General features: G+C 40.0%; 24 protein-coding genes. 16 read left to right on the top strand and 8 right to left on the bottom strand.

Annotation, left to right across the window (positions count from 1 at the left end; all coding sequences use genetic code 11):
• Positions 1–109: 109 nt before the first annotated feature.
• The 4 genes from I6F53_RS16140 (at position 110) to I6F53_RS16125 (ending at position 4448) form a co-directional block, all read left to right on the top strand.
• Positions 110–802: a DUF445 domain-containing protein gene (locus I6F53_RS16140; protein ID WP_197240287.1), complete on the top strand. Its 693-nt coding sequence runs from the start codon at positions 110–112 to the stop codon at positions 800–802.
• Between the two features lie 123 nt (positions 803–925).
• Positions 926–1711 (top strand): hypothetical protein, encoded by a 786-nt coding sequence (locus tag I6F53_RS16135; protein ID WP_024590332.1) that lies wholly within the window; start codon positions 926–928, stop codon positions 1709–1711.
• A 100-nt stretch (positions 1712–1811) separates the two neighbouring features.
• Entirely contained in the window at positions 1812–3194 is a 1383-nt protein-coding gene (locus I6F53_RS16130; RefSeq protein WP_197240286.1) for an amidohydrolase, read from the top strand.
• A gap of 12 nt (positions 3195–3206) precedes the next feature.
• Positions 3207–4448, top strand: a complete 1242-nt coding sequence (locus tag I6F53_RS16125; RefSeq protein ID WP_197240284.1) for an amidohydrolase family protein — start codon at positions 3207–3209, stop codon at positions 4446–4448.
• 139 nt (positions 4449–4587) lie between these two features.
• Here I6F53_RS16125 and I6F53_RS16120 read toward each other — a convergent pair whose 3' ends face one another.
• Entirely contained in the window at positions 4588–6810 is a 2223-nt protein-coding gene (locus tag I6F53_RS16120; RefSeq protein WP_197240278.1) for an NADP-dependent isocitrate dehydrogenase, read from the bottom strand.
• Between the two features lie 525 nt (positions 6811–7335).
• Positions 7336–7554: a cold shock domain-containing protein CspD gene (gene cspD, locus I6F53_RS16115; protein WP_002962500.1), complete on the bottom strand. Its 219-nt coding sequence runs from the start codon at positions 7552–7554 to the stop codon at positions 7336–7338.
• 209 nt (positions 7555–7763) lie between these two features.
• Between cspD and clpS the strand changes: the two genes are divergently transcribed.
• Together clpS and clpA are read left to right on the top strand one after the other, a co-directional pair.
• A complete protein-coding gene (gene clpS / locus I6F53_RS16110) occupies positions 7764–8072 on the top strand; it encodes an ATP-dependent Clp protease adapter ClpS (protein ID WP_007585109.1) in 309 nt (102 codons plus the stop codon).
• Between the two features lie 68 nt (positions 8073–8140).
• Entirely contained in the window at positions 8141–10402 is a 2262-nt protein-coding gene (gene clpA, locus I6F53_RS16105; RefSeq protein WP_197240277.1) for an ATP-dependent Clp protease ATP-binding subunit ClpA, read from the top strand.
• 214 nt (positions 10403–10616) lie between these two features.
• On the opposite strand, the gene infA is transcribed toward clpA, so the two are convergent.
• From infA to trxB, 4 genes are all read right to left on the bottom strand, one after another.
• Positions 10617–10835, bottom strand: coding sequence for a translation initiation factor IF-1 (gene infA / locus I6F53_RS16100; RefSeq protein WP_002962494.1), 219 nt, complete (start codon positions 10833–10835; stop codon positions 10617–10619).
• Positions 10836–10925: 90 nt separating this feature from the next.
• The gene (locus I6F53_RS16095) at positions 10926–11630 is read right to left on the bottom strand and encodes an arginyltransferase (protein ID WP_197240293.1); all 705 of its coding nucleotides are present in this window, start codon (positions 11628–11630) and stop codon (positions 10926–10928) included.
• On the bottom strand, positions 11623–12339 hold the full coding sequence (gene aat, locus I6F53_RS16090; protein WP_197240275.1) for a leucyl/phenylalanyl-tRNA--protein transferase: 717 nt from the start codon (positions 12337–12339) through the stop codon (positions 11623–11625). Before aat ends, I6F53_RS16095 begins: the two co-directional genes overlap by 8 nt.
• Positions 12340–12436: 97 nt before the next feature.
• Positions 12437–13387 (bottom strand): thioredoxin-disulfide reductase, encoded by a 951-nt coding sequence (trxB, locus tag I6F53_RS16085; RefSeq protein WP_008168643.1) that lies wholly within the window; start codon positions 13385–13387, stop codon positions 12437–12439.
• 298 nt (positions 13388–13685) lie between these two features.
• On the opposite strand from trxB, the gene pssA reads away from it, so the two are divergent.
• Complete coding sequence (pssA, locus tag I6F53_RS16080; protein ID WP_197140312.1) at positions 13686–15011, top strand: CDP-diacylglycerol--serine O-phosphatidyltransferase; 1326 nt, start codon at positions 13686–13688, stop codon at positions 15009–15011.
• 109 nt (positions 15012–15120) lie between these two features.
• On the opposite strand, the gene ald is transcribed toward pssA, so the two are convergent.
• Complete coding sequence (gene ald / locus I6F53_RS16075; protein WP_165740692.1) at positions 15121–16242, bottom strand: alanine dehydrogenase; 1122 nt, start codon at positions 16240–16242, stop codon at positions 15121–15123.
• Between the two features lie 141 nt (positions 16243–16383).
• On the opposite strand from ald, the gene lrp reads away from it, so the two are divergent.
• The 8 genes from lrp to I6F53_RS16035 all read left to right on the top strand — a co-directional run bounded on the left by lrp (position 16384) and on the right by I6F53_RS16035 (position 24693).
• Positions 16384–16863: a leucine-responsive transcriptional regulator Lrp gene (gene lrp / locus I6F53_RS16070; RefSeq protein WP_033014887.1), complete on the top strand. Its 480-nt coding sequence runs from the start codon at positions 16384–16386 to the stop codon at positions 16861–16863.
• Between the two features lie 213 nt (positions 16864–17076).
• Positions 17077–19575: a DNA translocase FtsK gene (locus tag I6F53_RS16065; protein ID WP_197240274.1), complete on the top strand. Its 2499-nt coding sequence runs from the start codon at positions 17077–17079 to the stop codon at positions 19573–19575.
• Positions 19572–20198 carry an outer membrane lipoprotein chaperone LolA gene (lolA, locus tag I6F53_RS16060; protein ID WP_197240272.1) on the top strand — a complete coding sequence of 209 codons (627 nt, stop codon included), beginning with the start codon at positions 19572–19574 and terminating at the stop codon, positions 20196–20198. Before I6F53_RS16065 ends, lolA begins: the two co-directional genes overlap by 4 nt.
• Complete coding sequence (locus I6F53_RS16055) at positions 20191–21534, top strand: replication-associated recombination protein A (protein ID WP_197240271.1); 1344 nt, start codon at positions 20191–20193, stop codon at positions 21532–21534. Before lolA ends, I6F53_RS16055 begins: the two co-directional genes overlap by 8 nt.
• Positions 21527–21907: a fluoride efflux transporter CrcB gene (crcB, locus tag I6F53_RS16050; RefSeq protein WP_021032117.1), complete on the top strand. Its 381-nt coding sequence runs from the start codon at positions 21527–21529 to the stop codon at positions 21905–21907. Before I6F53_RS16055 ends, crcB begins: the two co-directional genes overlap by 8 nt.
• 9 nt (positions 21908–21916) lie before the next feature.
• Entirely contained in the window at positions 21917–23221 is a 1305-nt protein-coding gene (serS, locus tag I6F53_RS16045; protein WP_197240270.1) for a serine--tRNA ligase, read from the top strand.
• 172 nt (positions 23222–23393) lie between these two features.
• The gene (locus tag I6F53_RS16040) at positions 23394–23981 is read left to right on the top strand and encodes a hypothetical protein (protein ID WP_166419449.1); all 588 of its coding nucleotides are present in this window, start codon (positions 23394–23396) and stop codon (positions 23979–23981) included.
• Positions 23982–24276: 295 nt separating this feature from the next.
• A complete protein-coding gene (locus tag I6F53_RS16035; RefSeq protein WP_197178099.1) occupies positions 24277–24693 on the top strand; it encodes an IS1096 element passenger TnpR family protein in 417 nt (138 codons plus the stop codon).
• A 229-nt stretch (positions 24694–24922) separates the two neighbouring features.
• Here the strand turns inward: I6F53_RS16035 and I6F53_RS16030 are convergent, their stop codons facing one another.
• Entirely contained in the window at positions 24923–26113 is a 1191-nt protein-coding gene (locus I6F53_RS16030; RefSeq protein WP_197240269.1) for a PQQ-dependent sugar dehydrogenase, read from the bottom strand.
• Between I6F53_RS16030 and I6F53_RS16025 the strand changes: the two genes are divergently transcribed.
• Positions 26098–26550 carry a hypothetical protein gene (locus I6F53_RS16025; protein WP_197240263.1) on the top strand — a complete coding sequence of 151 codons (453 nt, stop codon included), beginning with the start codon at positions 26098–26100 and terminating at the stop codon, positions 26548–26550. The two genes, I6F53_RS16030 and I6F53_RS16025, sit on opposite strands and share 16 nt — an antisense overlap.
• The last annotated feature ends 252 nt before the right edge of the window (positions 26551–26802 follow it).

The raw sequence follows: 26802 nt of genomic DNA, 5'->3' as shown, positions 1-26802 counted from the left end.
TTAAACAGATACTTAAACTATGGCAAAAAGGTATTAATTTAACAATCTAAACGTTGTAAAATTAATGACTATATTGCATAAAAATTACACTTACTGTAATGGAGTAAAAATGAACAAAAGTTTAATAACCAATTTGCTAGCGGGTTTATGTGTTGTTGTAGGTTTTATGTTTAACCAAGCAATTGTGTTATCTGTTGGTTTATTTGCGCTTTCAGGTGCGGTAACTAATTTATTAGCGATTCATATGTTGTTCGAAAAAGTCCCGTTTTTATATGGCTCGGGTGTTATTGCGCTTAAGTTTGAAAGCTTTAAAGTAGCTATACGAAACCTAATATTAACGGAGTTTTTTTCAGAGCAAAAAATTAATAATTTACTCAATAAAGTGCAGCCCAATATCGACTTTGAGCCAATAATTAGCAATGTTGATTTAAACCCTGCATTCGACAATTTACTTGTCGTTATTGAAGAATCTCAGTTTGGTAGCATGTTAGGTATGTTTGGCGGCACTGCAGCAATAGAGCCAATGCGTGAAAAGTTTATTGAAAAAATGCAATTGTCGCTTAGTGAAATTTCCCAAACTGACGATTTTAAAGCATTAGTAAGCCAAACACTCTCACAAGGTAATAGCGCAGAGAGTCTACATAAAACGGTGCTTAAATTAGTTGATGAGCGCCTTGATGAGCTTACTCCTAAAATGGTTAAAGAGATTATTCAAACCATGATCCGCGAGCACTTAGGCTGGCTTGTTGTGTGGGGTGGTGTGTTTGGTGGTTTATTTGGTTTAATTGCAGCGCTTATTTAAGCGCTGTTTTGTGTTAAGTGATATCTGTAAAATAATTAAATTAAATGCTTTTTTGCGGCTGACTTATTTTTTCAGGCTGTTATTATCGCCCCCATAATTTAGTCGTGTTTTTTAGGAGCACCAGTGAGCAAAACGTTAGCCAGTTATTATCAGCAAGCATACGCTTGCGATCAGCAGCATTTTAACCAGTGTTTTTATTGTGGCTGTGAAGCGACAGAGCGCGACCATTGTCCGCCGCTGCATATGCTACAAAGCATTGTTGATTTAGGTGAAGAGGCTGACTTTATATCTATTGCGGCTTGTTATGAGTGCCACGCACTTTTACATAACGAAAGGCTGATGACGATAGATGAGCGTTTCACTAAAATGAAAAAAAAGCTTGCCACTAAATACGCAAAACCTCTGCGTGTTTATAACATGTGGGAAGAAAACGAACTTGGCGATATGAGCGATGAGTTTGCGCATAGCATTCAAGCGGGTATGAAATTAGGAAAAGAAGCCGCTGAGCGTTTAGCGTTTACTGGTTTTAGCTATGCCACAGAAGATGCCAAAGTAGCAGTACGTGAAAAAACAAAAGAGTTTGATGTAGAAGGCATGATATTTACCGACTTTAAAGAGGCGCTAAATTACTGCATTAATGATTTAAACGTACAAAAAAGTGACTTTTATAAAATTTTGGTTGAAGACTACCAAGGGGATTTTAATAAAGCGCTAAGCCAGTATCGTCACCGTCATGACAAAGTTACTGCGGCTAAAGACGGTAATACAATTATTAAAGATTTTTCTAAGTTACATAAGCAAAACTCTGATTTTGTAACGCGTACGGTTAAGCACTTTATTAGTAAAGATCCATCGCTTACAACCGAAGGTGCGCTGGAAAAGTTGTATAACAATTATATAAAGAAATAATTACAGAAATTCATCTTAATTAACTGCGTTTTCACCTGTTTTTTTGGCTTTATTCCTTAGCTTTCGCTAAAGTAGCAAAAAAACAGGAGATCCAAACAACATGCAAAAATTTGCACCTTCTTTATTAGCAGTTGGCTTAGCTGCTGCACTTGTAGGTTGCCAAGAAAACGGCCCGCAAGACGATAAAATAACAATCAACAAAAATCCTTATCCAAGCACTTATCAACCCGTTTCTACATCAAGCACACTTATTACAAATGCAACAGTACTTACAGGTACTGGTGAGCGTTTAGATGAGGCTGACGTATTACTTGTTGATGGTAAAGTACAACAAGTTGGTAAAGACTTAACTGCTACTGCTGATATTACAATTGATGCACAAGGCAAATGGGTAACACCGGGTATTATTGACGTGCATTCGCATTTAGGTGCATACCCAAGCCCGTCGGTTGAGTCGCATCAAGATGGTAACGAAATGACCAGCCCTAACACTGCAGAAGTGTGGGTTGAGCATTCTGTTTGGCCACAAGATCCTGGCTTTAATCGTGCACGCGAAGGCGGCATTACTTCTCTACAAATTTTACCAGGCTCAGCTAACTTATTTGGTGGACGCGGCGTTACGCTTAAAAACGTCCCTGCACACACTATGCAAGGCATGAAATTTCCAGAGGCGCCGTATGGTTTAAAAATGGCGTGTGGTGAAAACCCTAAGCGTGTTTATGGTCGCCAAGGTGTATTACCTTCAACTCGTATGGGTAATATGGCTGGTTATCGTATGGCATGGGCTGAAGCCGCTGAATACAAACGTGCATGGGATAAGTACAATGCCGATTATGAAGCAGGTTTAAACCCAGAAGCACCAGTACGTGATATTAAACACGATACGCTTCGTGGTGTGCTTGAAGGCGAAGTACGTATTCATAATCATTGTTATAAAGCCGAAGAAATGGCAATGATGATTGACCTGTCAAAAGAATTTAATTACGACGCGGGTACGTTTCATCACGGTGTAGAAGCATATAAAATTGCTGACCTACTTGCTGAGAATGGTTCGTGTGCTGCACTTTGGCCAGACTGGTGGGGCTTTAAAATGGAAGCCTACGACATGGTTCAAGAAAACGTGGCTATTGTTGATGCAGTTAAAAATTCATGTGCGGTTGTTCACTCAGATTCAGATACAACAATTCAGCGCTTAAACCAAGAAGCGGGCAAGGTTATGTACCGCGCTAACGAAAATGGTTTTGATATTTCTGAGCAGCACGCTATTAAATGGATCACGGCTAACGCGGCTAAATCACTTGGTATTGATGACAAAACAGGTTCGCTAGAAGCGGGTAAGCAGGGCGATGTGGTTATTTGGAATCAAAGCCCATTTAGTGTTTATGCTAAAGCTGAGCAAGTATTTGTTGATGGTGCAAAAGTTTACGATAGAAATGACAGCGCGTATCAAGCAACAAGTGATTTTATGTTAGGTCAACAATAAGGAGCACCCAGAATGAAAGATTTATCACGTTCGTTTTCGCTTTCTCTGGTTGCTGCAGGATTATTAGCATCTGGTGCTGTAAGTGCACAATCGCTAGCAATTATTAATGCAACATTGCATACGTCATCAGATCAAGGCGTATTAGAAGCGGCAAGCATTGTAATGACAGATGGTAAAATCACAGCGATTAACCCAACTGAAATTAAAGCAGATGAAATTATTGATGCAAAAGGCCAAATTGTAACCCCTGGCTTTATTGCAAGTATTAATCAACTTGGTTTAGTTGAAGTAAGTGCAGTTGCGGGCTCTCGCGATGCAGGCGAGGAAAAAGCCGGTATTGATTTTGATGTAAGCCTTGCTTACAACGCACATTCGAGCTTAATTCCTTACGCTCGCAAAGGCGGCGTAACACGCGATGTAATTACTCCTCATGGTGGCGATAGTATTTTTTCGGGCCTTGCTAGTATTGTTGATTTAAGTGGTAGTTTTGACAGCAACATGCAAAAACAAGCGGCTTTAATTGTTTACTTAGGTGAGCGTAGTAAAGGTTCTCGTGCTTTTACTTTGCAAACACTGATTAATAAGCTTGATGAGCACAAAACTAAAGCCGGTAAAAAAGCTAAAAAAGATGACGACAAGCCAAGTACTGAAGACAAAGTAATGGCAAAAGTACTTAGTGGCGAAATGCCATTAGTGGTTGGCGTATCGCGTGCGGCAGATATTATTGAGCTTATTAAAGTAAAAGAGCAATTTTGTATTAACTTAGTACTTAACGGTGCGCAAGACGCTGTTGTAGTTAAAGAGCGCGTTGCTAAAGCAAATATCCCAGTAATTATTAGTGCAATGGATAGCTTACCAGCAAGTTTTGATTCGCTTCATGCGAGTTTAGATAATGCAGGCGTGCTTGAAAAAGCAGGCGTAAAAGTATTATTAACGGTAGGCGGCGATGCAAGCCACAATATTTACCAGCTGCGTTTTGACGCTGGTAATGCTGTGTCGTACGGCATGAGCCAAGAAGGCGCGTTAAAAGCGGTTACATCAAACGTTGCTGATGTATTTGGTATTAATGCAGGTAGCCTTGAAGTAGGTAAAGCAGCTGACGTAGTTATGTGGAGTAATGACCCGTTTGAACTAAGCAGCCACGTGAATAAAATGTTTATTAATGGCGTTGAGGTTTCTACACAATCTCGCCAAGATAAACTGCGTGACCGTTATATGACTGATTCAAAAATGCCACGTGCATATACCAAGTAATTAATATACTAAATAATTAAATTAAGTTTAATTATTTTAAAGGCCGCTATTTTATAAATAGCGGCCTTTTTTATAAAATTTAGACACAAAAAAGCCGCTTACTTTTACAAGTAAGCGGCTTTTTAATTCAAACTAATATTTATACTAATTTAGCAAGAATATCGTTAAATGTAGTGCTTGGACGCATTGCTTTAAACGCTGCATCGTCATTAGGTAGGAAGTATCCACCTAAATCAACTGCAGGGCCTTGCGCATCGTTAAGCTCACTTACGATTTTATCTTTATTAGACTCAAGGTCGCTAGCGATTTGAGTAAACTGTGCTTTAAGTTCACGGTCGTCATTTTGCTTAGCAAGTTCTTGTGCCCAGAATAAAGATAGGAAGAAATGAGAACCACGGTTATCAATTTCTTTCACTTTACGTGAAGGAGACTTGTTTTCTGCTAAGAAAGTGCCTGTCGCTTTATCTAGTGTATCAGCAAGTACTTGTGCCTTGTTGTTACCCGTCGTTACGCTAAGGTGTTCAAGAGAAGCAGCAAGTGCTAAAAATTCGCCTAAAGAATCCCAACGTAAGTGGTTTTCTTTTTCGAATTGTTGAACATGCTTAGGTGCAGAACCACCCGCGCCAGTTTCAAATAAGCCACCACCGTTCATAAGTGGAACAATTGAAAGCATTTTAGCACTCGTACCCAACTCTAAAATTGGGAATAAATCTGTTAGGTAATCACGTAAAACATTACCTGTTACAGAAATAGTGTCTTTACCTTCTTTAATACGCGCTAATGAGAACAATGTTGCTTCAAGCGGTGCTAAAATTTGAATGTCTAGGCCAGCTGTATCGTGATCTGGTAGGTATTTATTTACTTTTTTGATTAGCTCAGCATCATGTGCACGGTTTTCGTCTAACCAGAAAATAGCTGGAACGCCCGTTGCGCGTGCACGGCTTACTGCAAGTTTAACCCAATCTTGGATTGGTGCATCTTTAGCTTGGCACATGCGCCAAATATCGCCTTGCTCAACACTGTGCTCAAGTAATGTAGTACCGTTTGCATCAACAACACGGATAGAACCATCTGCTTTAGCTTCAAACGTTTTATCGTGTGAACCATATTCTTCAGCTTTTTGAGCCATAAGGCCAACGTTTGGAACGCTACCCATAGTAGTTGGATCAAACGCGCCATTTTCTTTACAAAAATCAATAGTTGCTTGGTAAATACCTGAGTAACAACGATCTGGAATTACAAAGCTTGTGTCTTGTAATTTACCATCGTTATTCCACATTTGACCGCTTGAACGGATTGCAGCAGGCATAGACGCATCGATAATCACGTCACTTGGTACGTGCAGGTTTGTAATACCTTTATCAGAGTCAACCATAGCAATAGCAGGGCGGTTAGCGTAAACAGCTTGAATGTCTGCTTCAATTTCTTCGCGTTTAGCGTCGTCTAATGTTTGAATTTTAGAATATACATCGCCTAAACCATTATTTACATCAACACCTAGCTCTTCAAAAAGCTCACCGTGTTTAGCAAAAACATCTTTGTAGAATACTTTTACAGCGTGACCAAAGATGATTGGATCAGATACTTTCATCATTGTCGCTTTCATGTGAAGCGAGAATAAAACACCTTTTTCTTTGGCAGCATCAATTTCTGCAGCTAAGAAAGCTTGAAGCTTAGAAGCGCTGATGCTTGATGCATCAATAACTTCGCCAGCTAAAAGCGGCGTGCTTTGTTTAAGTACTGTAACGTCGCCGTTAGTTGCAACATGTTCAATACGTACATCAGTGGCTGCATCAACAGTGACTGACTTTTCTGAACCAAAGAAGTCGCCTTCGCTCATGCTTGCAACGTAAGACTCTGAATCTTTGCTCCACGCACCCATTGAATGTGGGTTGTTACGTGCATATTCTTTTACAGAACCTGGTGCGCGACGATCTGAGTTACCTTCACGTAGTACTGGGTTTACTGCACTGCCTTTAATTTTGTCGTAAGCAGCTTGAATTGCTTTTTCTTCATCATTTTTAGGTTCAACAGGGTAATCTGGAAGTGCATAACCTTGTGCTTGAAGCTCTTTAATTACAGCGCGAAGCTGTGGTACAGATGCACTGATGTTTGGTAATTTGATGATGTTTGCTTCTGGTGTTTTAGCAAGCTCGCCAAGTTCAGCTAGTGCATCACCAATGCGTTGTTCTGGTGTTAAATAATCAGGGAAGCTAGCAATTACACGACCTGCTAATGAGATATCGCGAGTTTCAACTTCAACACCGGCCGCATTTGTATATGCTTGGATGATCGGTAGCAACGAATAAGTTGCTAGTGCCGGAGCTTCGTCCGTTTTTGTATAGATAATTTTTGATGTCATCATCATTCCTAGATAGTCGACCGATAAGGTCTTATTCAACAATGCAAAGAAAATCATTACTGATGAGTTAGTGCATATTATTAAACGAGTTAATGAACACGTACGCTCGTAATGAATAGTTTGTTAGGTGTTGGTACTCAGCGTTGCTCTTTTATAAAAGCAGAATAGTCACACCTGACGAACTGGAATTGTATTTATAGCTAAAAAATTAACAAAAATAAATCAGCCTTTAGCCTAGTACATATATAAGAGGCGACAAGTTGGATTAGTTGCTGCGTTAATACGCAATTTTTAGCACCAAGAGTGTAACAAGCTTAAATAAAAAGGGCTAGAGTTTGAGCGTGCCCAATAAGCAGTTAAACAATCAACTCTTAGAACATTGGGGTATATAAAATAAATTCAAGGAAAAGGGTTGAATTTGAATGAAAAGAGGCAATAAATAGAGGAGAAGAGATAAGTTAGTATGCTTAAGGAATTAAGCGAGGATCTTAAAAGGTCACTCGCTTTAGTCGAACAAAACAATAGTCACTCAATAATGTCACCATCTGGGGCAATATTTTTAGCGTGTAGACCTTTAGGTCCTTGTTCTAATTCGAATGTTACATCTTGACCAGCTTTAAGCGTTTTATAACCGTCCATTACAATTGTTGAGTAATGAGCGAAAATATCATTCTCGCAGCCGTCTTCTACGATGAAACCAAAACCTTTAGCGTTGTTGAACCATTTAACTTTACCGCAAGCCATACTTCTACATCCTTCAATAAGTTGACTAATTTAGTTATTCTAAATTGTATTATTTGCTAGACTGACTAAGGTTTAATCAATCTACGTTTGACTGTAGTTTATTTAGCCAACCAGTCAAGTGTTTTGAGTTATTTTTTTAACATTTTATTTATTTTTTATTCAAGTTTGCTTGAGTTACAAAGACAAGACTATATTTAATTATGAGTGGTATGAAAGATTCAGGTGTTATCGACACAGTTCGCGATAGTGAAAAGCAAAAGCTACAGCCGCCGCGAAAATATAAAGTTGTTTTAAATAACGACGACTACACGCCGATGGACTTTGTAATAGAAGTTTTAACGACGTTTTTTAATATGGATAGCGATAGAGCAACCGACGTGATGCTTCAGGTTCATGAAAAAGGTAAGGGTATATGCGGTGTTTACAGCGCCGACGTAGCCCATACCAAAGCTGAACAAGTTAACCGCTACGCGCGTGATAACGAGCATCCACTGCTTTGTAGTTGTGAGCAGGAATAAATACCAATTAGGGTGATCAAACATCCGATTGTTGTGGTATAAATTATTATCTCAGTAAGGGGTTGCCAATGCTAAACAAAGACTTAGAACTCACATTAAATGCCGCGTTTCGTGAAGCGCGCACTCGCCGTCATGAGTTTATGACCGTAGAGCACCTTTTACTTGCGCTGTTAGATAATCCTTCTGCAGGAGAAGTCCTAAACGCGTGTGGTGTTAATATTTCTGGTTTAAAAACCGAATTATTAGAATTTATTGACGAAACAACACCCGTCATTCCAGATTTAGAAGAAGAACGTGAAACCCAGCCAACACTTGGTTTTCAACGTGTACTACAACGTGCGGTGTTCCATGTGCAATCGTCAGGAAAAAATGAAGTTACAGGCGTAAACGTGCTAGTTGCTATTTTTTCTGAGCAAGAAAGCCAAGCTGTTTACTTACTTAAAAAGCACGATGTATCGCGCTTAGATATTGTTAACTTTATTTCGCACGGTATTTCTAAAGCTGATGATGAATTAGGCAACGACAGCGACGATATTCATGATGAAGTGCAAGAAGTTCAAAACGAAGAAGCAAGCAAGCTAGACAGCTTTACAACAAACTTAAACGTTCAAGCACGTGAAGGTAACATTGACCCATTGATCGGGCGCGACAGCGAAGTAGAGCGCACGGTACAAGTATTGTGTCGTCGTAAAAAGAATAACCCATTACTTGTTGGTGAAGCGGGCGTTGGTAAAACAGCCATTGCTGAAGGCTTAGCGTATCGCATTGTCAATAAGCAAGTACCAGAAGTAATTGCAGATGCTGTTGTGTACTCGCTAGATATGGGTGCATTGCTTGCGGGTACTAAATACCGTGGCGACTTTGAAAAGCGTTTTAAAAGCTTACTAAAAGAGCTACAAGCCGAGCCCGGATCTATTTTATTTATTGATGAAATACATACTATTATTGGTGCCGGCGCGGCGTCTGGTGGTGTTATGGATGCATCAAACTTGCTTAAACCACTACTTTCCAGTGGTAAGCTACGTTGTATGGGTTCAACAACTTACAACGAGTATAAAAATATTTTTGAGAAAGACCGTGCATTAGTACGTCGTTTTCAAAAAATTGATGTACTTGAGCCAAGTGTTGCCGATACCACTAAAATATTAAATGGTTTAAAAGAGCGTTACGAAGAGCACCATGGTATTCGTTACACTCAAAAAGCATTAAAAGCAGCCGCTGAGCTTAGTGCTAAATATATTAATGAGCGCCACTTGCCAGATAAAGCAATTGATGTAATTGATGAAGCGGGTGCAAGTCAGCGCCTGCAGCCTAGTTCTAAACGTAAAAAAACCATTGGTGTGGCAGATATAGAACTAATTATATCTAAAATGGCACGTATTCCTGCGCAAAGTGTATCGTCAACAGATAAAGAAACACTTAAAAACCTAGACCGTAATCTTAAAATGCTTGTTTTTGGGCAAGATCAATCTATTGATGCGCTTACATCAGCTATTCGCCTGTCTCGCTCTGGTTTATCGAGCGAAGAAAAACCAGTGGGGTCGTTCTTGTTTGCAGGCCCAACTGGTGTGGGTAAAACAGAAGTAACTAAACAACTAGCTAAGTGTATGGGTGTTGAGTTTATTCGTTTTGATATGTCGGAATATGTAGAACGCCACGCAATAAGCCGATTAATTGGTGCACCACCAGGGTATGTTGGTTTTGAGCAAGGTGGTTTATTAACAGAAGCAGTTATTAAAAACCCCCATGCAGTTGTACTTTTAGATGAGATTGAAAAAGCGCATCCAGACATTTATAACATTTTGCTACAGGTTATGGATCACGGTACGTTAACCGATAATAACGGTCGTAAAGCCGATTTCAGAAATGTAGTGGTTGTAATGACGACCAATGCGGGCGTGCAAGAAACAACACGTAAGTCGATTGGCTTTACCGAGCAAGATCATACGCACGATGCTATGGGCGAAATTAACAAAGTGTTCTCGCCTGAATTTAGAAACCGTTTAGATAACATAATTTGGTTCAATCATCTTGAGCGCGACGTTATTTTAATGGTGGTTGATAAATTTATTGTGGAACTGCAATCGCAGCTTGATAAAAAATCGGTTAACCTTGAGCTTACGTCTAAAGCACGTGAGTGGTTGGCAGATAAAGGCTACGATAAAGCGATGGGTGCACGTCCAATGGCGCGTGTTATTCAAGAAGAGCTTAAAAAGCAGCTTGCTAACGAAATACTCTTTGGTGAACTTGTTGATGGCGGTACTGTTAAAGTATCAGTTAAAGACAAGAAGATTCACTTTGATTACGAGAGCAGTCTAACGCCTGCGTAAAGCTTGTAGTTAAAAAGTTTAGTTAAATAAAATGGCCCGCTAAATAATAGCGGGCCATTTTTTTGCCCTTTTTATAGGCAACAAAAAACCCAGCAAAAACTGGGCTTTTTGTTTATTAAATGTAATTGCTAGTCAATGTCTATCAATTACATTTAATAAACGCTTAAAGCTAGTGAAATACTAGCCAAAAACTAAATCTCGTTTACGCACTTACTTAGCGAGCACGGAATACGATACGACCCTTTGATAAATCGTAAGGAGTCATTTCTACCGTTACTTTATCGCCGGTTAAAATACGGATATAGTTTTTGCGCATTTTGCCTGAAATATGAGCCACAACTACGTGACCATTTTCTAGCTCAACTCGGAACATTGTATTTGGTAAAGTATCAAGGACAGTCCCTTGCATTTCGATTACGTCTTCTTTCGCCATGTTTAGCGTAACACCTCTTTAATAGTTAAACGCTGCAGATTTTGCCCAAAATACACCAATAAGTAAAGGCGCAGGGGCTATATTTGCAAATTAAATAGCCACCCACTCATCATTGAGCTGTTTTTGGGCAGGTAAAAACTGAGTTTTGTACTTCATTTTGTCGCATTCGTCTATTTGATAGCCTAAGTACACATATTGTTTATTTTGCTCTTTAGCAAACTTAAGTTGCTCTAATATCATTACCGAGCCTAAGCTATAGTGTTCAAAGTCGGGGTCAAAAAAAGTATAGATTGCTGAAATAGCGCTGTTCATACAATCAGTTACAGCAACGGCGACTAAAGTATCTTCGTGCCATAGTTCAATAAATGTGATCTTAAGCCAACTGCAAAGTAAAAAACTTTGAAACTGTTCTTTTTCAGGAGGATACATACTTCCGTCTTGATGACGCATAGATATGTACTTGCTATAAAGTGGATAGTACTCAGGTCGCTCTTGCGTTGAATATTTTATCTCAAACTGTGTTTTTGCTTTGTTTAGTTTACGTTTTTGCGATTTTGAGGGCATAAACTCTTGTGCTAATACACGTACAGAACTACATGCGCTGCATATTGGGCAGTGCGGACGGTATATTTGGTTACCACTGCGACGAAATCCCAAGCCTAATAAAGACTCAAATTTGTCGGTGCTGTAGCAACTGGGATCAAGAATAACTAAAAGTTGCTCCCGTCTGCTGGGTAAATAACTACAGTCAAACTCTTGGGTTAAGCCAACACGAGCCGGAAGTTGCTCATTCATAGATTGCGTCAAGTTCTTGTGGCTCCCACATAATAGGGTTAACAGTATAGTTATGTGCAGCTTTTAGTTTAGTCAAAAATGTGGAACGGGGGATTACTTGTGCACCCAGAGTCATTAAATAAGGATTTTCTAGCTGGCAATCAATAAAGTGTGCATCATGGCGTTTAAGCCAATTTACCAGTGCCCACATAGCAAGCTTAGAGCAATTGGTTTGATGATGAAACATAGACTCACCACAAAATACACCATTTTGCATAATGCCGTATAAGCCACCTGCAAGCTCTCCGTTACTCCACACCTCTAAACTATGTGCAATGCCAGCATTGTGTGCATTAACGTAAGCGTCGAGCATGTCAGAGGTGATCCAGGTGCCATCGGTATCAAGGCGTTGATCGCGACAGGCTTCTATCACTTCCTCAAAGGCATTATTAATGGTTACTCTAACAGGGTGTTTTTTTAAATGCTTACGCAGGCTCTTACTTATATGAAAATCATTAAGCTCAAAAATGCCTCGCTCACTTGGCGACCACCACATAATAGGCTCATCTTCACTAAACCAAGGGAATATTCCGCTTTTGTAGGCATTACTAAGGCGAGGCACACTTAAATCGCCACCAATTGCTAACAAGCCATCAGGGGATTCTAATGCGTATTCCGGATTGGGGAATGCTATATCGGTTTCGCTTAATTGGTATAGCTGATTTCTCATACAGTACTTATTTTATAATTGATCGTAAAAGTGTAACTATATTTTAGGCATAAAAAAAGGGCTGAATAATCAGCCCTATAATAATTTATTTAATTGCTTATAAATTATCTAAGAAACGTTCAGCATCAAGGGCAGCCATACAGCCTGTACCCGCAGATGTGATTGCTTGACGGTAAATGTGGTCTGACACATCACCTGCAGCAAAAACGCCTTCTACGCTTGTTTGAGTCGCGTTGCCGTGAAGGCCTGACTCTACAACTAAGTAGCCATCTTTCATTTCTAGTTGACCAACAAACATATCAGTATTTGGCTTGTGACCAATAGCAATAAATACGCCGGCTAAATCAAGCTCTTCAGTTGCATCAGAGTGTGCATCTTTAATACGAACGCCGGTTACGCCCATTTGGTCGCCTAGTACTTCGTCAAGTGTGCGGTTGTAATGCATTACTACATTACCGTTTGCTGCTTTTTCAGCAAGGCGGTCAGCAAGTATTTTTTCACTGCGGAAACTATCACGGCGGTGAATAACATGTACTTCGTCAGCAATGTTAGATAAGTAAAGCGCTTCTTCAACCGCTGTATTACCACCACCCACAACTGCTACTTTTTGACCTTTATAGAAAAAGCCGTCACATGTAGCACACGCCGAAACACCACGGCCTTGGAAATTAGTTTCTGACTCTAAGCCTAAGTATTTAGCAGACGCACCCGTTGCAATGATTAATGCATCACAAGTGTAAGTGCCTTGGTCGCCAGTTAGTGTGAAAGGGCGCTTAGATACATCTACTTTATTAATGTGATCGAATATGATTTCAGTTTCAAAGCGCTCAGCATGCTCTTTCATACGATCCATTAACGCAGGGCCTGTTAAACCGTGTGCATCACCAGGCCAGTTTTCAACTTCAGTTGTGGTTGTTAATTGGCCACCTTGTTGAATGCCTGTAATTAAAACAGGGTTTAAATTTGCACGTGCTGCATATACTGCGGCAGTATAACCAGCTGGGCCAGAGCCTAAAATTAGTAGCTTACAATGTTTTGCTTCAGTCATTATTTTTCCTAAACGTTTAATACGGTGTTCAATATGCTCATTAATGCGCTTGATTCTAAGAAAAACAAGGCAGATGTAAACAAAATCCGCGATTATTTTTTTTCTTAAATCGAAAAGCTGTGCAGTATTGTGTACTAGAGTTCTGTGCTTTTACAGTTTAAATGCCTAAGTAGCTCAATAAACAGACTAACAGGCAACAAAACAGCGTTATTTCATGACCCCTTTGATTTTTTTTGTTATGTTTTACCTAATTTTATTTGTCACTGATAGATTATGTGACCTAAGCAAATAGGCAACTATGTTATTTTGGCAGGAAAAACCCGCATTCGGGTTGACTTCAAAAGACGTTAACGTCTTAACCAATGCGCAAGATTACCGAACGCAATTGCTACGCTTGATAGCGAACGCAAAAAAACGAATTTATATTACGGCGTTGTATTTACAAGACGACGAAGCGGGCCGTGAGATTTTAGAAGCGCTGCATCGTGTGTCATTGGCAAACCCGGCACTTGAGGTAAAAGTGCTGGTGGATTTTCATCGTGCGCAACGTGGTTTAATTGGCGCAGATAAATCAGACGGCAACGCAAGCTTATACTGTGACGATTTAGAAAAGTTTAAATCGAACGTACAAGTGTATGGCGTACCTGTAAAAGCTAAAGAGCTTTTTGGTGTATTGCATTTAAAAGGTTTTGTAATTGACGATACCTTACTATACAGCGGTGCAAGCTTAAACAACGTGTACTTGCAATACAACGAGCGCTACAGACTCGATCGTTACTTTTTAATAACGCAGAGCGAACTGTGTGACTCAGTAGTTGATTTTATTGAAACAAAGCTGCTTAGTTCAGTTGCTGTGCCGCGCATAGACACACGACCGCTTAAGCGTTTGCACGACTTTAAGCTTGATCAAAAGCAATTAATGCGTGATTTAAAAGTCGCAAGTTATAACGCAGCAGAGCAGCTAAATACGCAAGCATTAGGTATTCGCTTGTTTTTAGGACTCGGGCGTCGTAATAACGAGTTAAATCGTTTAATAAAAGCGTTATTTGATAACACAGAGCAAGAACTTGTGTTGTATACGCCATACTTTAATTTTCCGGCGCCGCTTATGCGATCACTGCGTCGATTATTAAAGCAGGGTAAGCAAGTGACTATTGTTGTAGGCGATAAAACAGCAAATGACTTTTATTTACCGCCAAGCGAGCCGTTTAGTAAAATAGGGGCATTACCTTATTTATACGAAACCATTTTACATAAGTTTGTAAAAACGCAAAAGCGCCATATCGACAACGGTAATTTAAATGTGTATCTGTGGAAAGATGAAAGCAATTCGTTTCATTTAAAAGGTATTTGTTCAGATAGAACAAAACATTTACTGAGCGGGCATAACTTAAATCCGCGTGCATGGGGTCTTGATATCGAAAACGGTATTTTAATAGAAGATCCAGAGCAAACAATTATGGATGCTATTGATAACGAAAAACAGGAAATTTTACAACACTGCCGACGTTTAACAGGCCCCGATGATTTAGAAACGATGGACGATTACCCGCAGCCAGTTAAAAAATTACTAGGCCAAGCTAAGCGTGTAAAAGTCGATTTTATTATCAAGCGTTTTATCTAATATAATTGGTATAAATCTAAAATTTAGACACAAAAAAAGCAGCTAATTAGCTGCTTTTTTAATGCTTATACCTAAATAATTACTTAGGTGTAAGCGGTAACAATAGTAGTTACGCGTTTTCTACCGCTGTGCGTGGGTCAACATATTCCATGTTGAACGCTTCAGCTACTTCTTTATAAGTTACTTGGCCTTTAATTACGTTTAAGCCTTTTAAGAAGTGAGCGTCATCTAGTAATGCCTTTTTATAACCTTTGTTTGCAAGGTTAATGATGAAAGGCAATGTTGCATTATTAAGTGCAAACGTAGATGTACGAGGAACAGCGCCTGGCATGTTAGCAACACAGTAGTGAACAACTTCATCAACGATGAAAGTAGGATCTGCATGCGTAGTTGCTTTAGAAGTAGCAATACAGCCACCTTGGTCGATTGCAACGTCAACAATTGCAGAACCAGGTTTCATTGCTTTAATGTGTTCAGCAGTTACTAGTTTAGGTGCAGCAGCACCTGGAATTAGTACGCCACCAATTACTAAGTCAGCTTCTAGTACGTGTTTTTCTAGTGCATCAGCAGTTGAGTAAATAGCTTTTACTTTATTACCAAATTGCGCATCTAGTGCACGTAAAACGTCGATGTTACGGTCAAGTACTACAACTTCAGCACCCATGCCAACAGCCATAAGTGCAGCACTACGACCAACCATGCCGCCGCCAATTACAACAACTTTAGCAGCTTCAACGCCAGGTACGCCACCTAGTAGCATGCCACGACCGTGGTTAGATTTTTCTAGCGCTTGAGCACCAGCTTGAATAGACATACGACCAGCAACTTCACTCATAGGAGCAAGAAGCGGTAAACCACCGCGAGAGTCAGTTACAGTTTCGTATGCAATACAAATAGCTTTGCTTTTTACAAGGTCTTCAGTTTGTGGAAGATCAGGGGCAAGGTGAAGGTAAGTGAAAAGAATTTGGTCTTCACGTAACATTGCACGTTCAACAGCTTGTGGCTCTTTTACTTTTATAATCATGTCTGCTTTAGCGAAAACGTCAGCAGCAGTTGCTAAAATTTCAGCACCCGCTAGCGTGTAATCTTCGTTAGTAAAACCAATGCCCATACCTGCATCAGTTTCTACAATCACTTGGTGACCGTGGTTTACTAATTCACGAACACTCGCAGGAACCATACCTACACGGTATTCATGGTTTTTAATTTCTTTAGGTACACCAATAATCATAACTTTGCCTTATTAAGAACGGATTAACATTTTTCACTATTATATTCATCATAGGGGCGTGTGTCTCACCTTTTTTAAAGTCAAATCTAGTGTTATCATCTATATAACAAAAATAAACAGCATAAAAAACTAGTTGGTACTATGCATCAATTATTAGATAGAATTGACCGTAAAATTTTAATGGAATTACAACATGATGGACGCCTTTCAAATGTTGAACTGGCCAGACGAGTTGGCCTAAGCGCCACGCCCTGTCTGGAGCGAGTGAAAAAGCTTGAGCGAGAAGGCTACATCCTTGGCTACAAAGCAGTGGTCGATCCAGCTAAGCTTGGGCAAGGTTTATCGGTGTATGTAGAAGTAACAATTACTAAAACATCTCCCGACGTATTTGATGAGTTTAGTGCGGCCGTTAAAAAGCACGAAGAAATTATAGAATGTCATTTGGTATCGGGTAATTTTGATTTTTTACTTAAAACGCGCGTAAATGATATGTCAGAATATCGTGGTGTATTAGGCGACATATTATTAAAACTGCCAAACGTAAGTGAAAGCCGAACTTATGTAGTAATGGAAGAAGTAAAAGGTGAAGAAGGGGTCATTATCCGCCCTTACATTGCTTAATATTATTTATAGTACAGCTACAATATTGGTTGTTAATTTTTAAGCTAACTAAAATCAATCTTCAAAGATCTAAACATGATGCGCTCAAATTATAAAAACTTGTTCATAATCAGGCCATGAAGGTTAAGATAAAGTGCAACAAATTGCATTTCCTGCTAAGGTATTTGACTGCAAAGCAAGTGCGAATAGAATAATAAAGAGGGATAGGAAACTATGCGCCTAAACGGTGTGCAAAGACTATTAGAAACAGGGCTGATTATCAGCACCTTTATGGCAATATTTATTTTATGTGCCTTAATCAGCTTTGATCCAGCAGATGCTGCATGGTCGCAAACTAGTTTTAGCGAAGTAAGCAACATCACAGGAGCAGCCGGTGCATGGATAGCCGACATTTTATTACTCACATTTGGTTGGCTGGCTTACTTAGTGCCTGCGGCCATTCAGTTATTTGGTTATTTGTTATTTAAACAGCCTCACCGTATTTTACAGCTTGATTACACCACCTTAGCGCTGCGTGTGATTGGTTTTGCTTTATTTATTACCTCAGCGACTGCTATCAGCAGTATAAACTTTGACGATATTTATAACTTTTCCTCTGGTGGGGTAGTGGGCGATGTTATTGCATCAGCCATGATGCCTGCGTTTAACTTTACCGGTACATCTATATTATTACTGTGTTTCTTTTTTGCAGGCTTAACATTACTAACCGGCGTATCATGGGTTGATTTTGTAGATTACCTTGGCGATTTAATGGTTAGGTTTTACCGCTTTATTGTATCGTACGCAAAAGGTTGGATGCACCGAGAACACGCTGCGGGCAAAGCAAATAATAACGATGAAGCTGATGCGCACTTTGAAGACGATATCCATGAGCAAATAGAGCTGCCTACATCAGCTAAAAAAGCAGATAAACAAAAAGCAATTAATAAACCGCAAACGCCATTTAGCGAGCCACAAATTAGTGACGACTTTATGCCGTTTGATGAGCTTGACGACATACTCGATCAAGAGATTGGCTTTAGCGCCATAGACGACGAGCCAATGGATACAGAAGCTGCATTAAATGCACTCGATCAAAGCCCTGTTATAGAGCCTGAAAAGCCAGTTACAACGGTTGTATCACCTGCTAGGCCAATGCCTAAACCAAAACCTGCGTATCAACCGCCGCCAACGGCTAAAGAAAAGTTTGAGCAATTACTAACGCAAGAGCCACCACCGGGGCCATTGCCGTCGCTTGACTTACTCGACAGACCGGATAAAGCTAAAAACCCAATTTCGCAAGAAGAGCTTGATACAGTATCGCGCTTAGTAGAGACTAAACTACTCGACTTTAACGTTCAAGCTAAAGTTGTTGCTGTATACCCAGGGCCAGTTGTTACACGTTTTGAGCTAGATTTAGCACCCGGAATTAAAGTATCTAAAATTACAGGTTTAGCTAAAGATTTAGCGCGTTCGCTTTCGGCTATTAGTGTGCGTGTTGTAGAAGTTATACCGGGTAAAACGTATGTAGGTATTGAGCTTCCTAACAAACACCGCGAAATAGTACGCTTGTCAGAGGTAATAAACGCGCCTAAATTTGAGCAAAACCCGTCACCACTTACCATGGTGTTAGGTAAAGATATTGCCGGTCAGCCTGTATGTGCTGACCTTGGTAAAATGCCACACTTATTAGTAGCAGGTACAACTGGTTCAGGTAAATCAGTGGGCGTTAATGTCATGATAGTAAGCTTGTTGTACAAATCGGGCCCTGACGATGTACGTATGATCATGATTGACCCTAAAATGCTTGAGCTTTCAGTATACGAAGGTATTCCGCACTTATTGTGTGAAGTAGTTACCGACATGAAAGAAGCGGCCAACGCACTGCGTTGGTGTGTAGGCGAAATGGAACGCCGTTATAAATTAATGTCAGCATTAGGTGTACGTAACTTAAAAGGTTACAACCAAAAAGTGCTTGAAGCCAAAGAAGCGGGTTACCCAATTCTTGATCCATTATTTAAAGACACAGATGGCATGAAAGAAGGCCCAGACGAGCTAGGTAAATTACCAAGTATTGTTGTAGTAATTGACGAATTTGCCGACATGATGATGATTGTAGGTAAAAAAGTAGAAGAGCTAATTGCACGTATTGCCCAAAAAGCACGTGCGGCAGGTATTCACTTAATACTAGCAACTCAGCGCCCATCGGTTGATGTAATTACAGGTTTAATTAAAGCAAATATACCAACACGTATGGCGTTTCAGGTATCAAGTAAAATAGATTCGCGCACAATACTTGATCAACAAGGCGCCGAAAACTTACTCGGTATGGGTGATATGCTTTATTTACCACCGGGTACTAGCGTACCAGAGCGTGTGCATGGCGCGTTTGTAGACGACCATGAAGTACATGCCGTAGTAAACGATTGGAAAGCGCGTGCAAAACCAAATTACGTTGATGAAATACTCAATGGCGATGCAAGCGAGGATATTTTATTACCCGGCGAAGCTAGCGAAAACGCAGATGAAGAAAACGATCCGTTATACGACGAAGCCGTATCGTTTGTAATTGAAACCGGCAAAGTATCGGTATCGTCAGTGCAACGTAAACTACGTGTTGGTTATAACCGAGCAGCACGTTTAGTAGAACAAATGGAAACATCGGGTATCGTGAGTTCACCAGGTCATAACGGTGCTCGTGATGTATTAGTACCTAATGGAGCAAATTCATGAAAAAAGTTAACGCCTTATTATTAGTGTTAGGCAGCGTATTTGCTGCACCAAGTTTTGCTGATGACAGCCAAGCATTACAAGACAGACTTGCCACTTTAAAAAGCTTTAAAGCGCAGTTTGCACAAAAAGTAACAGACAAAGAAGGCCAAGCAGTGATGCAAGGCGAGGGCACAATAGCCCTTCAACAGCCTATGATGATCCGCTGGCAGCAAACAAACCCAGACGATACATTATTTGTATCAAACGGCGATAAAACCTATTACTTTGACAGCTTTGCTGAGCAAGTAACGATTATGAAAACCAGCAGCCTAATCGATTCAACACCGTTTGTGCTACTTACATCTAAAGACCCAGCACAGTGGGAAAAATACAGCGTACTTGCAACAAGTACAGGCTTTAGCGTAACGCCAAATAAAGGCGTAGAAAGCCAAGTAGAACAACTTGATATAGCGTTTGCAGATAACGAACAAGGCCTTGCTAAATTAGTTGTTACCGACAACTCAGGGCAGTTATCGTCATTTACGTTTAACGATGCACAAGTTAATACACAGCTTGATAAAAGCACTTTTGAATTTACGCCTCCTGAAGGTGTTGAAATAGACGATCAGAGTAACGGTGAGTAATTTAGGATTTAATTTTGGGCCCGATGTACGACCACTTGCCGCGCGTATGCGCCCTACAACGCTTGACGAGTATATTGGTCAACAGCATTTATTAAGTGCTGATAAACCACTGCATCAAGCCATTGTAGCGGGGCGCTGCCATAGTTTAATTTTGTGGGGCCCGCCCGGTGTTGGTAAAACGACACTTGCGCAAATAATTGCCAACCATGCAGATGCCTCACTTATTCAAATGTCGGCGGTAACCGCAGGCGTAAAAGATATACGTGACAGCGTAACGCAAGCGCGAGACAACTTAGAAAGCCGTGGCCAACGCACCCTTATGTTTGTTGACGAAGTGCACCGCTTTAATAAGTCTCAGCAAGATGCTTTTTTACCGCACATTGAAGACGGCACCTTTATATTTGTAGGTGCAACCACCGAAAACCCATCGTTTGCACTTAACAACGCTATATTGTCGCGTGCACGCGTGTATGTTTTAAAATCGCTTGCCGATACCGACTTATACACCGTAATAGAGCGCGCACTTAAAAAAGACGAACAATTAAGCCAAAAACATATAACTATTGCCGACAACGCTAAAAAGGCGTTATGCCAAGCAAGTGGCGGCGATGCGCGCAAAGTACTTAATTTACTTGAACAAGCAGTTGACTTAACAACTGAGCAAAACGGTCAATACAACGTAGACGAGCACGTACTTAGCCAAGTACTGCCCACGCATTTAGCTAAATATGATAAAGGCGGTGATGAATTTTACGATTTAATATCGGCCTTTCACAAATCAGTACGTGGTAGTTCGCCCGATGGTGCGCTTTATTGGTATTGCCGTATTTTAGCTGGTGGCGGTGACCCTCTATACGTAGCAAGGCGATTACTTGCTATTGCCACAGAAGACATTGGCAACGCCGATCCGCGTGCGATGGAAGTGGCGTTAAATGCATGGGATATATTTCAGCGAGTAGGCCCAGGCGAAGGCGAACGTGCAATTGCACAAGCCACATTGTATTTAGCCAGTGCACCCAAAAGTAATGCGGTATATATGGCGTTTAATCAAGCCAAGCAGGATGCTCAAAATGAGCCAAGTTATCCTGTGCCAGAGCATTTACGCAATGCCCCAACCAACTTAATGAAAGACTTAGGTTACGGCGCCGAGTATCGTTACGCACATAACGAAGAAGGCGCATTTGCCGCAGGTGAAAAATATTTACCACCTGAAATGGAAGGTAAAGAATATTACTTACCAAGCGAACGCGGACTTGAGCAAAAAATTAAACAAAAACTCGATTACCTAAAAGAGCGCGATGCGCAAAGCCCACTTAAACGGTACGAAAATGATTAAACTTTATATGATGATCGCCCTTGGCGGAGCCTCAGGTGCGTGTTTACGGTTTTTTATTAGCGAAAGCATGCTAAAACTCCTCGGTAGGGGATTCCCTTTTGGCACGTTGACGGTTAATATTCTGGGTTCATTGTTAATGGGCATTTTGTACGGTTTGATAGATAAAGAAATTATCACCGCTAGCCCCGCCAAAACCCTTATCGGTATTGGCTTTTTAGGTGCATTAACCACCTTTTCAACATTCTCAATGGACTCGTTGTTGTTATTACAACAAGGTCACTTTATTAAAATGGCCCTCAATATCATCTTAAACGTGATGGTGTGTATTTTTATGGCTTGGCTGGGCCTTCAGCTAGTAATGCAAAAAGGTTAAAAAACTAACATGTTAGATTCTAAATTTTTACGTCAAGACATCGAACAAACTGCAGCACGTTTAGCAGCTCGCGGTTACGAACTCGATGTCGCGACGGTAACGGCACTTGAAGAAAAACGCAAAACATTACAAGTAAAAACGCAAGAACTTCAAAGTCAACGTAATGCAAGCGCAAAAGCAATTGGTCAAGCCAAAGCAAAAGGCGAAGACGCACAGCCACTACTTGATGCAGTGGCTAACTTAGGCAGTGAGCTAGACGCCGCTAAAACTGAGCAAGATGAAATATTAGCCGCAATTAACGACATTGCTTTAGCAATTCCAAACTTGCCAGATGAGTCTGTACCTGCGGGTAAAGACGAAGACGACAACGTTGAAATTTTAACGTGGGGCACGCCTAAAAAATTCGATTTTGAAGTAAAAGACCACGTTGATGTAGGGCAAGACCTAAACGGCTTAGACTTTGAAATGGGCGTTAAAATTAGTGGCGCACGCTTTACCGTAATGCGTGGTCAAGTAGCGCGTATGCACCGTGCACTAACGCAATTTATGCTAGATACACACGCTGATAAAAACGGCTACACAGAAATGTATGTACCGTACTTAGTAAATAGCGCTAGCCTTTACGGCACAAGCCAATTACCTAAATTTGCGGGTGATTTGTTCCATACGTTGGGCCTTGTAAACGACGATGGCGAACAACAAGCCGGCTTTAGCTTAATTCCTACAGCTGAAGTACCGCTTACTAACAGCGCGCGCGACGAAATTTACGACGAAAGCGATTTACCAATTCGCTTAGTTGCTCACACTCCATGTTTTAGAAGTGAAGCAGGCAGCTATGGCCGCGATACGCGTGGCTTAATTCGTCAGCACCAGTTTGATAAAGTTGAACTTGTACAGCTTGTAAAACCAGAAGACTCAATGGCAACACTTGAAGAGTTAACAGGTCATGCAGAGCAAATACTACAAGCACTTGACCTACCATACCGTAAAGTAATTTTATGTATGGGCGACATGGGCTTTGGTTCAGCTAAAACATACGATTTAGAAGTATGGTTACCTGCGCAAGACACATACCGCGAAATTTCATCATGTTCAAACATGGCTGATTTTCAGGCTCGCAGAATGCAAGCACGTTTTCGCCGTGAAGGTGTTAAAAAGCCAGAGTTACTACATACACTAAATGGTTCAGGCTTAGCCGTTGGCCGTACACTAGTAGCAATATTAGAAAACTACCAACAAGCCGATGGTACAGTAGTAGTACCAGAAGTATTACGCCCGTACATGGGTGGACTGGAAGTGATTGGTAAACAATAATTCGTAGCAAGTAAAACATTAAAATGCCGCGTTATCTAAATGGAAACGCGGCATTTTTCATTCTAGTTATACACTAAAGTTTAATGACTGTTATTAATCTACTATAACCACTTGAAATACACATTACATTAATTTTAAAATATATTATTAACTCGCAAGGGAAACAACGTTAATGTTAAATAGCCATATTACATTTCATACTAAACACGACACACATAAAGAAACACTACTTAAGTTTGTTGCTTTATTGTGCGTACTTATTGCTTATTTTTCGTATATGAGCTGGAAATATGATGCGTCTACAGGCTTTGGTGTTTCAGTACTTACATGGAGCTTTTTTGTTTTATGTACGCCAATTGCGGATGGTGGGTTTATTTTAGCGTTTCCAATAAGGTTATTATTTAAAATTAAAATGGCCTATACACAAATAGTACTTTGGTTTGTTGCGATCGGTATTAATGTGTATATGTATTTTAAAACCCCTGAAATTTATGACTTAACATTCGTAACTCAGTTATTAAAACATATTTTGTCAGAGCCGTACCCCTATTGGAGTATTTTATTGATTAGTGCGCTTGGTACTTTTTTGTCAATTTATTTTGGTGATGAAATGATGGATGTAGCCTCGCATAAAGACAGGGCCAAAGCGCAACGTCATGGATTTAAATACAAAACATTTATGGTGCTTGGTTTAGGTATTTTAACTGTAACGGCTTACTACTTCTTGTTAAGTAGCTTACATATTGCTTTACCTCAATAAATTTATAGGATATATAAATGCAGGATATTTAAAGCAAGCCATTAGGTTTTTAATTGAATCATGGGTTAATTAAATTTAGCACTCATTTTTTTGTAGTTAAGCGGTGTAATCACCGCTCTATATAAAAATCAGGAATAATATGAGTTGCCTATATCATCGATAATAAAAGACAGCCACTCTAAATTTTGTTGGCACAAAAAGTAAGGTTAGTGGCGCAGTATAATTAGTTTAATTAAAATATCCGTCCGTTTAATAGGCCGTTAATTCAATATAGGTAACAAGGGGGAGTCTGGATATGATTGAGACATTAAAGATAAAATTACTTGAAGGTATGCACGCTTATAATGATTGGGAATGTGCTTTGGAAATCCCAATTGACTATAGTTTGGATGAATTACATCAGGCAATTTTGTGTGCTGTAGACTTTGATAATGATCATATGTATGAGTTTTGTATTGGTAACTCTTATTACTCTAGAAACGCGCAACGTATAGCATGCAATGAAGATAAGGTAACCCAGGAAACAATTGATAGCATATTTCCACAAGCTAAGGGTAAAAAGCTCTATTATATGTTTGATTACGGTGATAGCTGGTTGTTTCAAATAAGTAAAAGCAGAAAAAAACGCTTTAGTGAAAAGCCTGATATACTTTATCCTCAAGTGGTACTCGAAAGCGGTATAAAACCGGAACAATACCCTGATTGGGATTGATGGTTTTATCTAATCAGGTAGTTGTAGAGCGTTGTGCTCAACTCGTTTTGACCACCGCTTGTATTCATTAGTATACCTTTCGTTTAACTCATATTATGTTAGTCCACGGTTAAAACTACGTGCTCTAACCTAATATTAATAACGCCAATTACCTTGATGTGACTAAAAAAATAATGGGGTCAGGTCTTTCTTTTTGCCATTAGCTTTATTATTGGTTATTTCATGCAGATTAATTCGATATAACCAACATAAGCTTTGCATCTTTCCCATCGGTTAATACCGCTACGTTACTTTTATCAGTTATAAATACATCTCTTAGTCTTCCTGCGGCCTCAGGGAAGACGTGAGACTGCGTAAACTCACCATTGGCCAGATTAACGCTGTAGAGTTTTTTATCGACGAGTGTAGTTATGAGTACATGTTGTTGCAGTGAAGGGAAAGCGGCATGTTTAGAACCGTAATACGCCATGCCAGATGGCGCTATTGATGGCGTCCAATTAACACTTGGTTTTTGCATGCCTTTATATTCGGTAAATGGTGAAATACGCGCTTGCGAGTAATCTTTGCCATAAGTGATTACCGGCCAGCCGTAATTAGTCCCAGCGGTTAAGTAGTTTAGCTCGTCACCGCCTGCAGGGCCATGCTCGTGGCTAACAATTTGCTTCGTATCATAATCATAAACTAAGCCTTGCGGGTTACGATGACCAAGTGAGTAAACAGCATGTGCATTTAGGTTTTCGTTATTAATAAATGGGTTGTCTGTTGGAATGGTGCCATCTAGGTTTATACGTAATATTTTACCAAGTTGGCTGGTGATAACTTGTGCTTGCTCTCTAAAGTCAAACCCGTCACCCGTTGAAACTAATAACGTGTTATCGGGTAGTACAAGGGCGCGTCCAGCGAAATGTTGCGGTGTGTTTTTATCAGTCGCTACTTTATAAATAACGTGTGGCTTTGAAAAACCAGTGCCGTTAAATGTGGCTTTGGCAACAACAAGCCTGTTTGCGCTTGCATCACCTTGGGCATAAGTAAAAATAATTTCTTTGGAGTCGTTATAATCTGGTGATAATACAATGTCGAGTAAACCACCTTGGCCTGCAACGTATAAGCCCTCAAGGTTTAATTTTACTCTTGATTGCGCGTTGTTTTTAACTATCACTACGTGACCATCACGCTCTGTAATTAACCAGGTGCCGTTTTGTAGTTCAACCATGCTCCACGGAGATTGTAATTGAGTAGCCAGTATTTTTGTACTGTATTGCTCCTTTGGGAGCGCAGCGCCTGCATTAACAGAAAACGAAAAAAGCGAAAGCAGTGTAAAAAAAGAGATACATTGTTTACGGGGCAAGCCTTTGCTAGCATGACTAGTATAAGAGAAAAGCTTTATTTTAAGTTGAGATAACCATGTCGTTTTTAACACGTATATTGCCTTCATTTTTAGTTTCTTGGTTACTTACATTCACACTTGCTAGCTTGTTTCATAGCCAATACGTTGTCAATCAATTAGTTAAAGTAGGTGTAGTGGTGGGCTTTAGTGATCGTGCTAGTTTAACGCTTGATGATTGGTTAGGCCTATTACCTACCTACGGCGCTATTATTGCCGTAGCACTTGCCATCGCTTTTTTTGTTACGGCACAGCTTAATAAAAAGGCTCAAAAATACAGTACTCAGCTATTTGTTATTGCGGGCATTGTGGCGTTTGCTATTGTGTTAATTGCCATTGAATCAATTATGAATATTCATATTATAGCGGGAGCAAGAGGCTGGGGTTTTTATTTGCAGCTGCTTGCAGGCGCGGTAGGTGGTTATGCGTTTTCACAATTAATAAAGGTAACTAACAACCAAAAAGAGTGTTAGATGTATGAATGTGAATACGGCTTATACATTATTTTGATGATTAACAAATAAAAGCCGCTGTTTATTATAAACAGCGGCTTTTAAATATGATTTTTTAGAATTTAACTAGGGCGTGTTGATCTTTGCGGTATAAAAAACAAACAGCATGAGAATAAGGTATAATTGAATTCGCTAAAAAACGTTACACCGAACCCTCATGCCAAGATTAATGTTAACAGACGCGACATGGAATGTCTTATCAAAAGTAATGCA

Origin of the sequence: Pseudoalteromonas sp. SWN29, assembly GCF_015864465.1 — a bacterium.
Lineage (GTDB): Bacteria > Pseudomonadota > Gammaproteobacteria > Enterobacterales > Alteromonadaceae > Pseudoalteromonas.
The sequence above is the reverse complement of the archived record's forward strand: the minus strand, read 5'-3'. Positions and strand labels throughout refer to the sequence as shown.

Excerpts from the sequence above, each read along its gene's own strand:
- trxB (WP_008168643.1), bottom strand. The coding sequence starts at position 13,387 with ATGACTGAAGCAAAACATTGTAAGCTACTAATTTTAGGCTCTGGCCCA.
- pssA (WP_197140312.1), top strand. The coding sequence starts at position 13,686 with ATGTTATTTTGGCAGGAAAAACCCGCATTCGGGTTGACTTCAAAAGAC.
- aat (WP_197240275.1), bottom strand. The coding sequence starts at position 12,339 with ATGAGAAATCAGCTATACCAATTAAGCGAAACCGATATAGCATTCCCC.
- lolA (WP_197240272.1), top strand. The coding sequence starts at position 19,572 with ATGAAAAAAGTTAACGCCTTATTATTAGTGTTAGGCAGCGTATTTGCT.
- infA (WP_002962494.1), bottom strand. The coding sequence starts at position 10,835 with ATGGCGAAAGAAGACGTAATCGAAATGCAAGGGACTGTCCTTGATACT.
- serS (WP_197240270.1), top strand. The coding sequence starts at position 21,917 with ATGTTAGATTCTAAATTTTTACGTCAAGACATCGAACAAACTGCAGCA.
- I6F53_RS16040 (WP_166419449.1), top strand. The coding sequence starts at position 23,394 with ATGTTAAATAGCCATATTACATTTCATACTAAACACGACACACATAAA.
- I6F53_RS16035 (WP_197178099.1), top strand. The coding sequence starts at position 24,277 with ATGATTGAGACATTAAAGATAAAATTACTTGAAGGTATGCACGCTTAT.
- I6F53_RS16130 (WP_197240286.1), top strand. The coding sequence starts at position 1,812 with ATGCAAAAATTTGCACCTTCTTTATTAGCAGTTGGCTTAGCTGCTGCA.
- ald (WP_165740692.1), bottom strand. The coding sequence starts at position 16,242 with ATGATTATTGGTGTACCTAAAGAAATTAAAAACCATGAATACCGTGTA.
- I6F53_RS16125 (WP_197240284.1), top strand. The coding sequence starts at position 3,207 with ATGAAAGATTTATCACGTTCGTTTTCGCTTTCTCTGGTTGCTGCAGGA.
- clpS (WP_007585109.1), top strand. The coding sequence starts at position 7,764 with ATGAAAGATTCAGGTGTTATCGACACAGTTCGCGATAGTGAAAAGCAA.
- cspD (WP_002962500.1), bottom strand. The coding sequence starts at position 7,554 with ATGGCTTGCGGTAAAGTTAAATGGTTCAACAACGCTAAAGGTTTTGGT.
- crcB (WP_021032117.1), top strand. The coding sequence starts at position 21,527 with ATGATTAAACTTTATATGATGATCGCCCTTGGCGGAGCCTCAGGTGCG.
- I6F53_RS16095 (WP_197240293.1), bottom strand. The coding sequence starts at position 11,630 with ATGAATGAGCAACTTCCGGCTCGTGTTGGCTTAACCCAAGAGTTTGAC.
- I6F53_RS16065 (WP_197240274.1), top strand. The coding sequence starts at position 17,077 with ATGCGCCTAAACGGTGTGCAAAGACTATTAGAAACAGGGCTGATTATC.
- I6F53_RS16025 (WP_197240263.1), top strand. The coding sequence starts at position 26,098 with ATGTCGTTTTTAACACGTATATTGCCTTCATTTTTAGTTTCTTGGTTA.
- I6F53_RS16140 (WP_197240287.1), top strand. The coding sequence starts at position 110 with ATGAACAAAAGTTTAATAACCAATTTGCTAGCGGGTTTATGTGTTGTT.
- I6F53_RS16120 (WP_197240278.1), bottom strand. The coding sequence starts at position 6,810 with ATGACATCAAAAATTATCTATACAAAAACGGACGAAGCTCCGGCACTA.
- lrp (WP_033014887.1), top strand. The coding sequence starts at position 16,384 with ATGCATCAATTATTAGATAGAATTGACCGTAAAATTTTAATGGAATTA.
- clpA (WP_197240277.1), top strand. The coding sequence starts at position 8,141 with ATGCTAAACAAAGACTTAGAACTCACATTAAATGCCGCGTTTCGTGAA.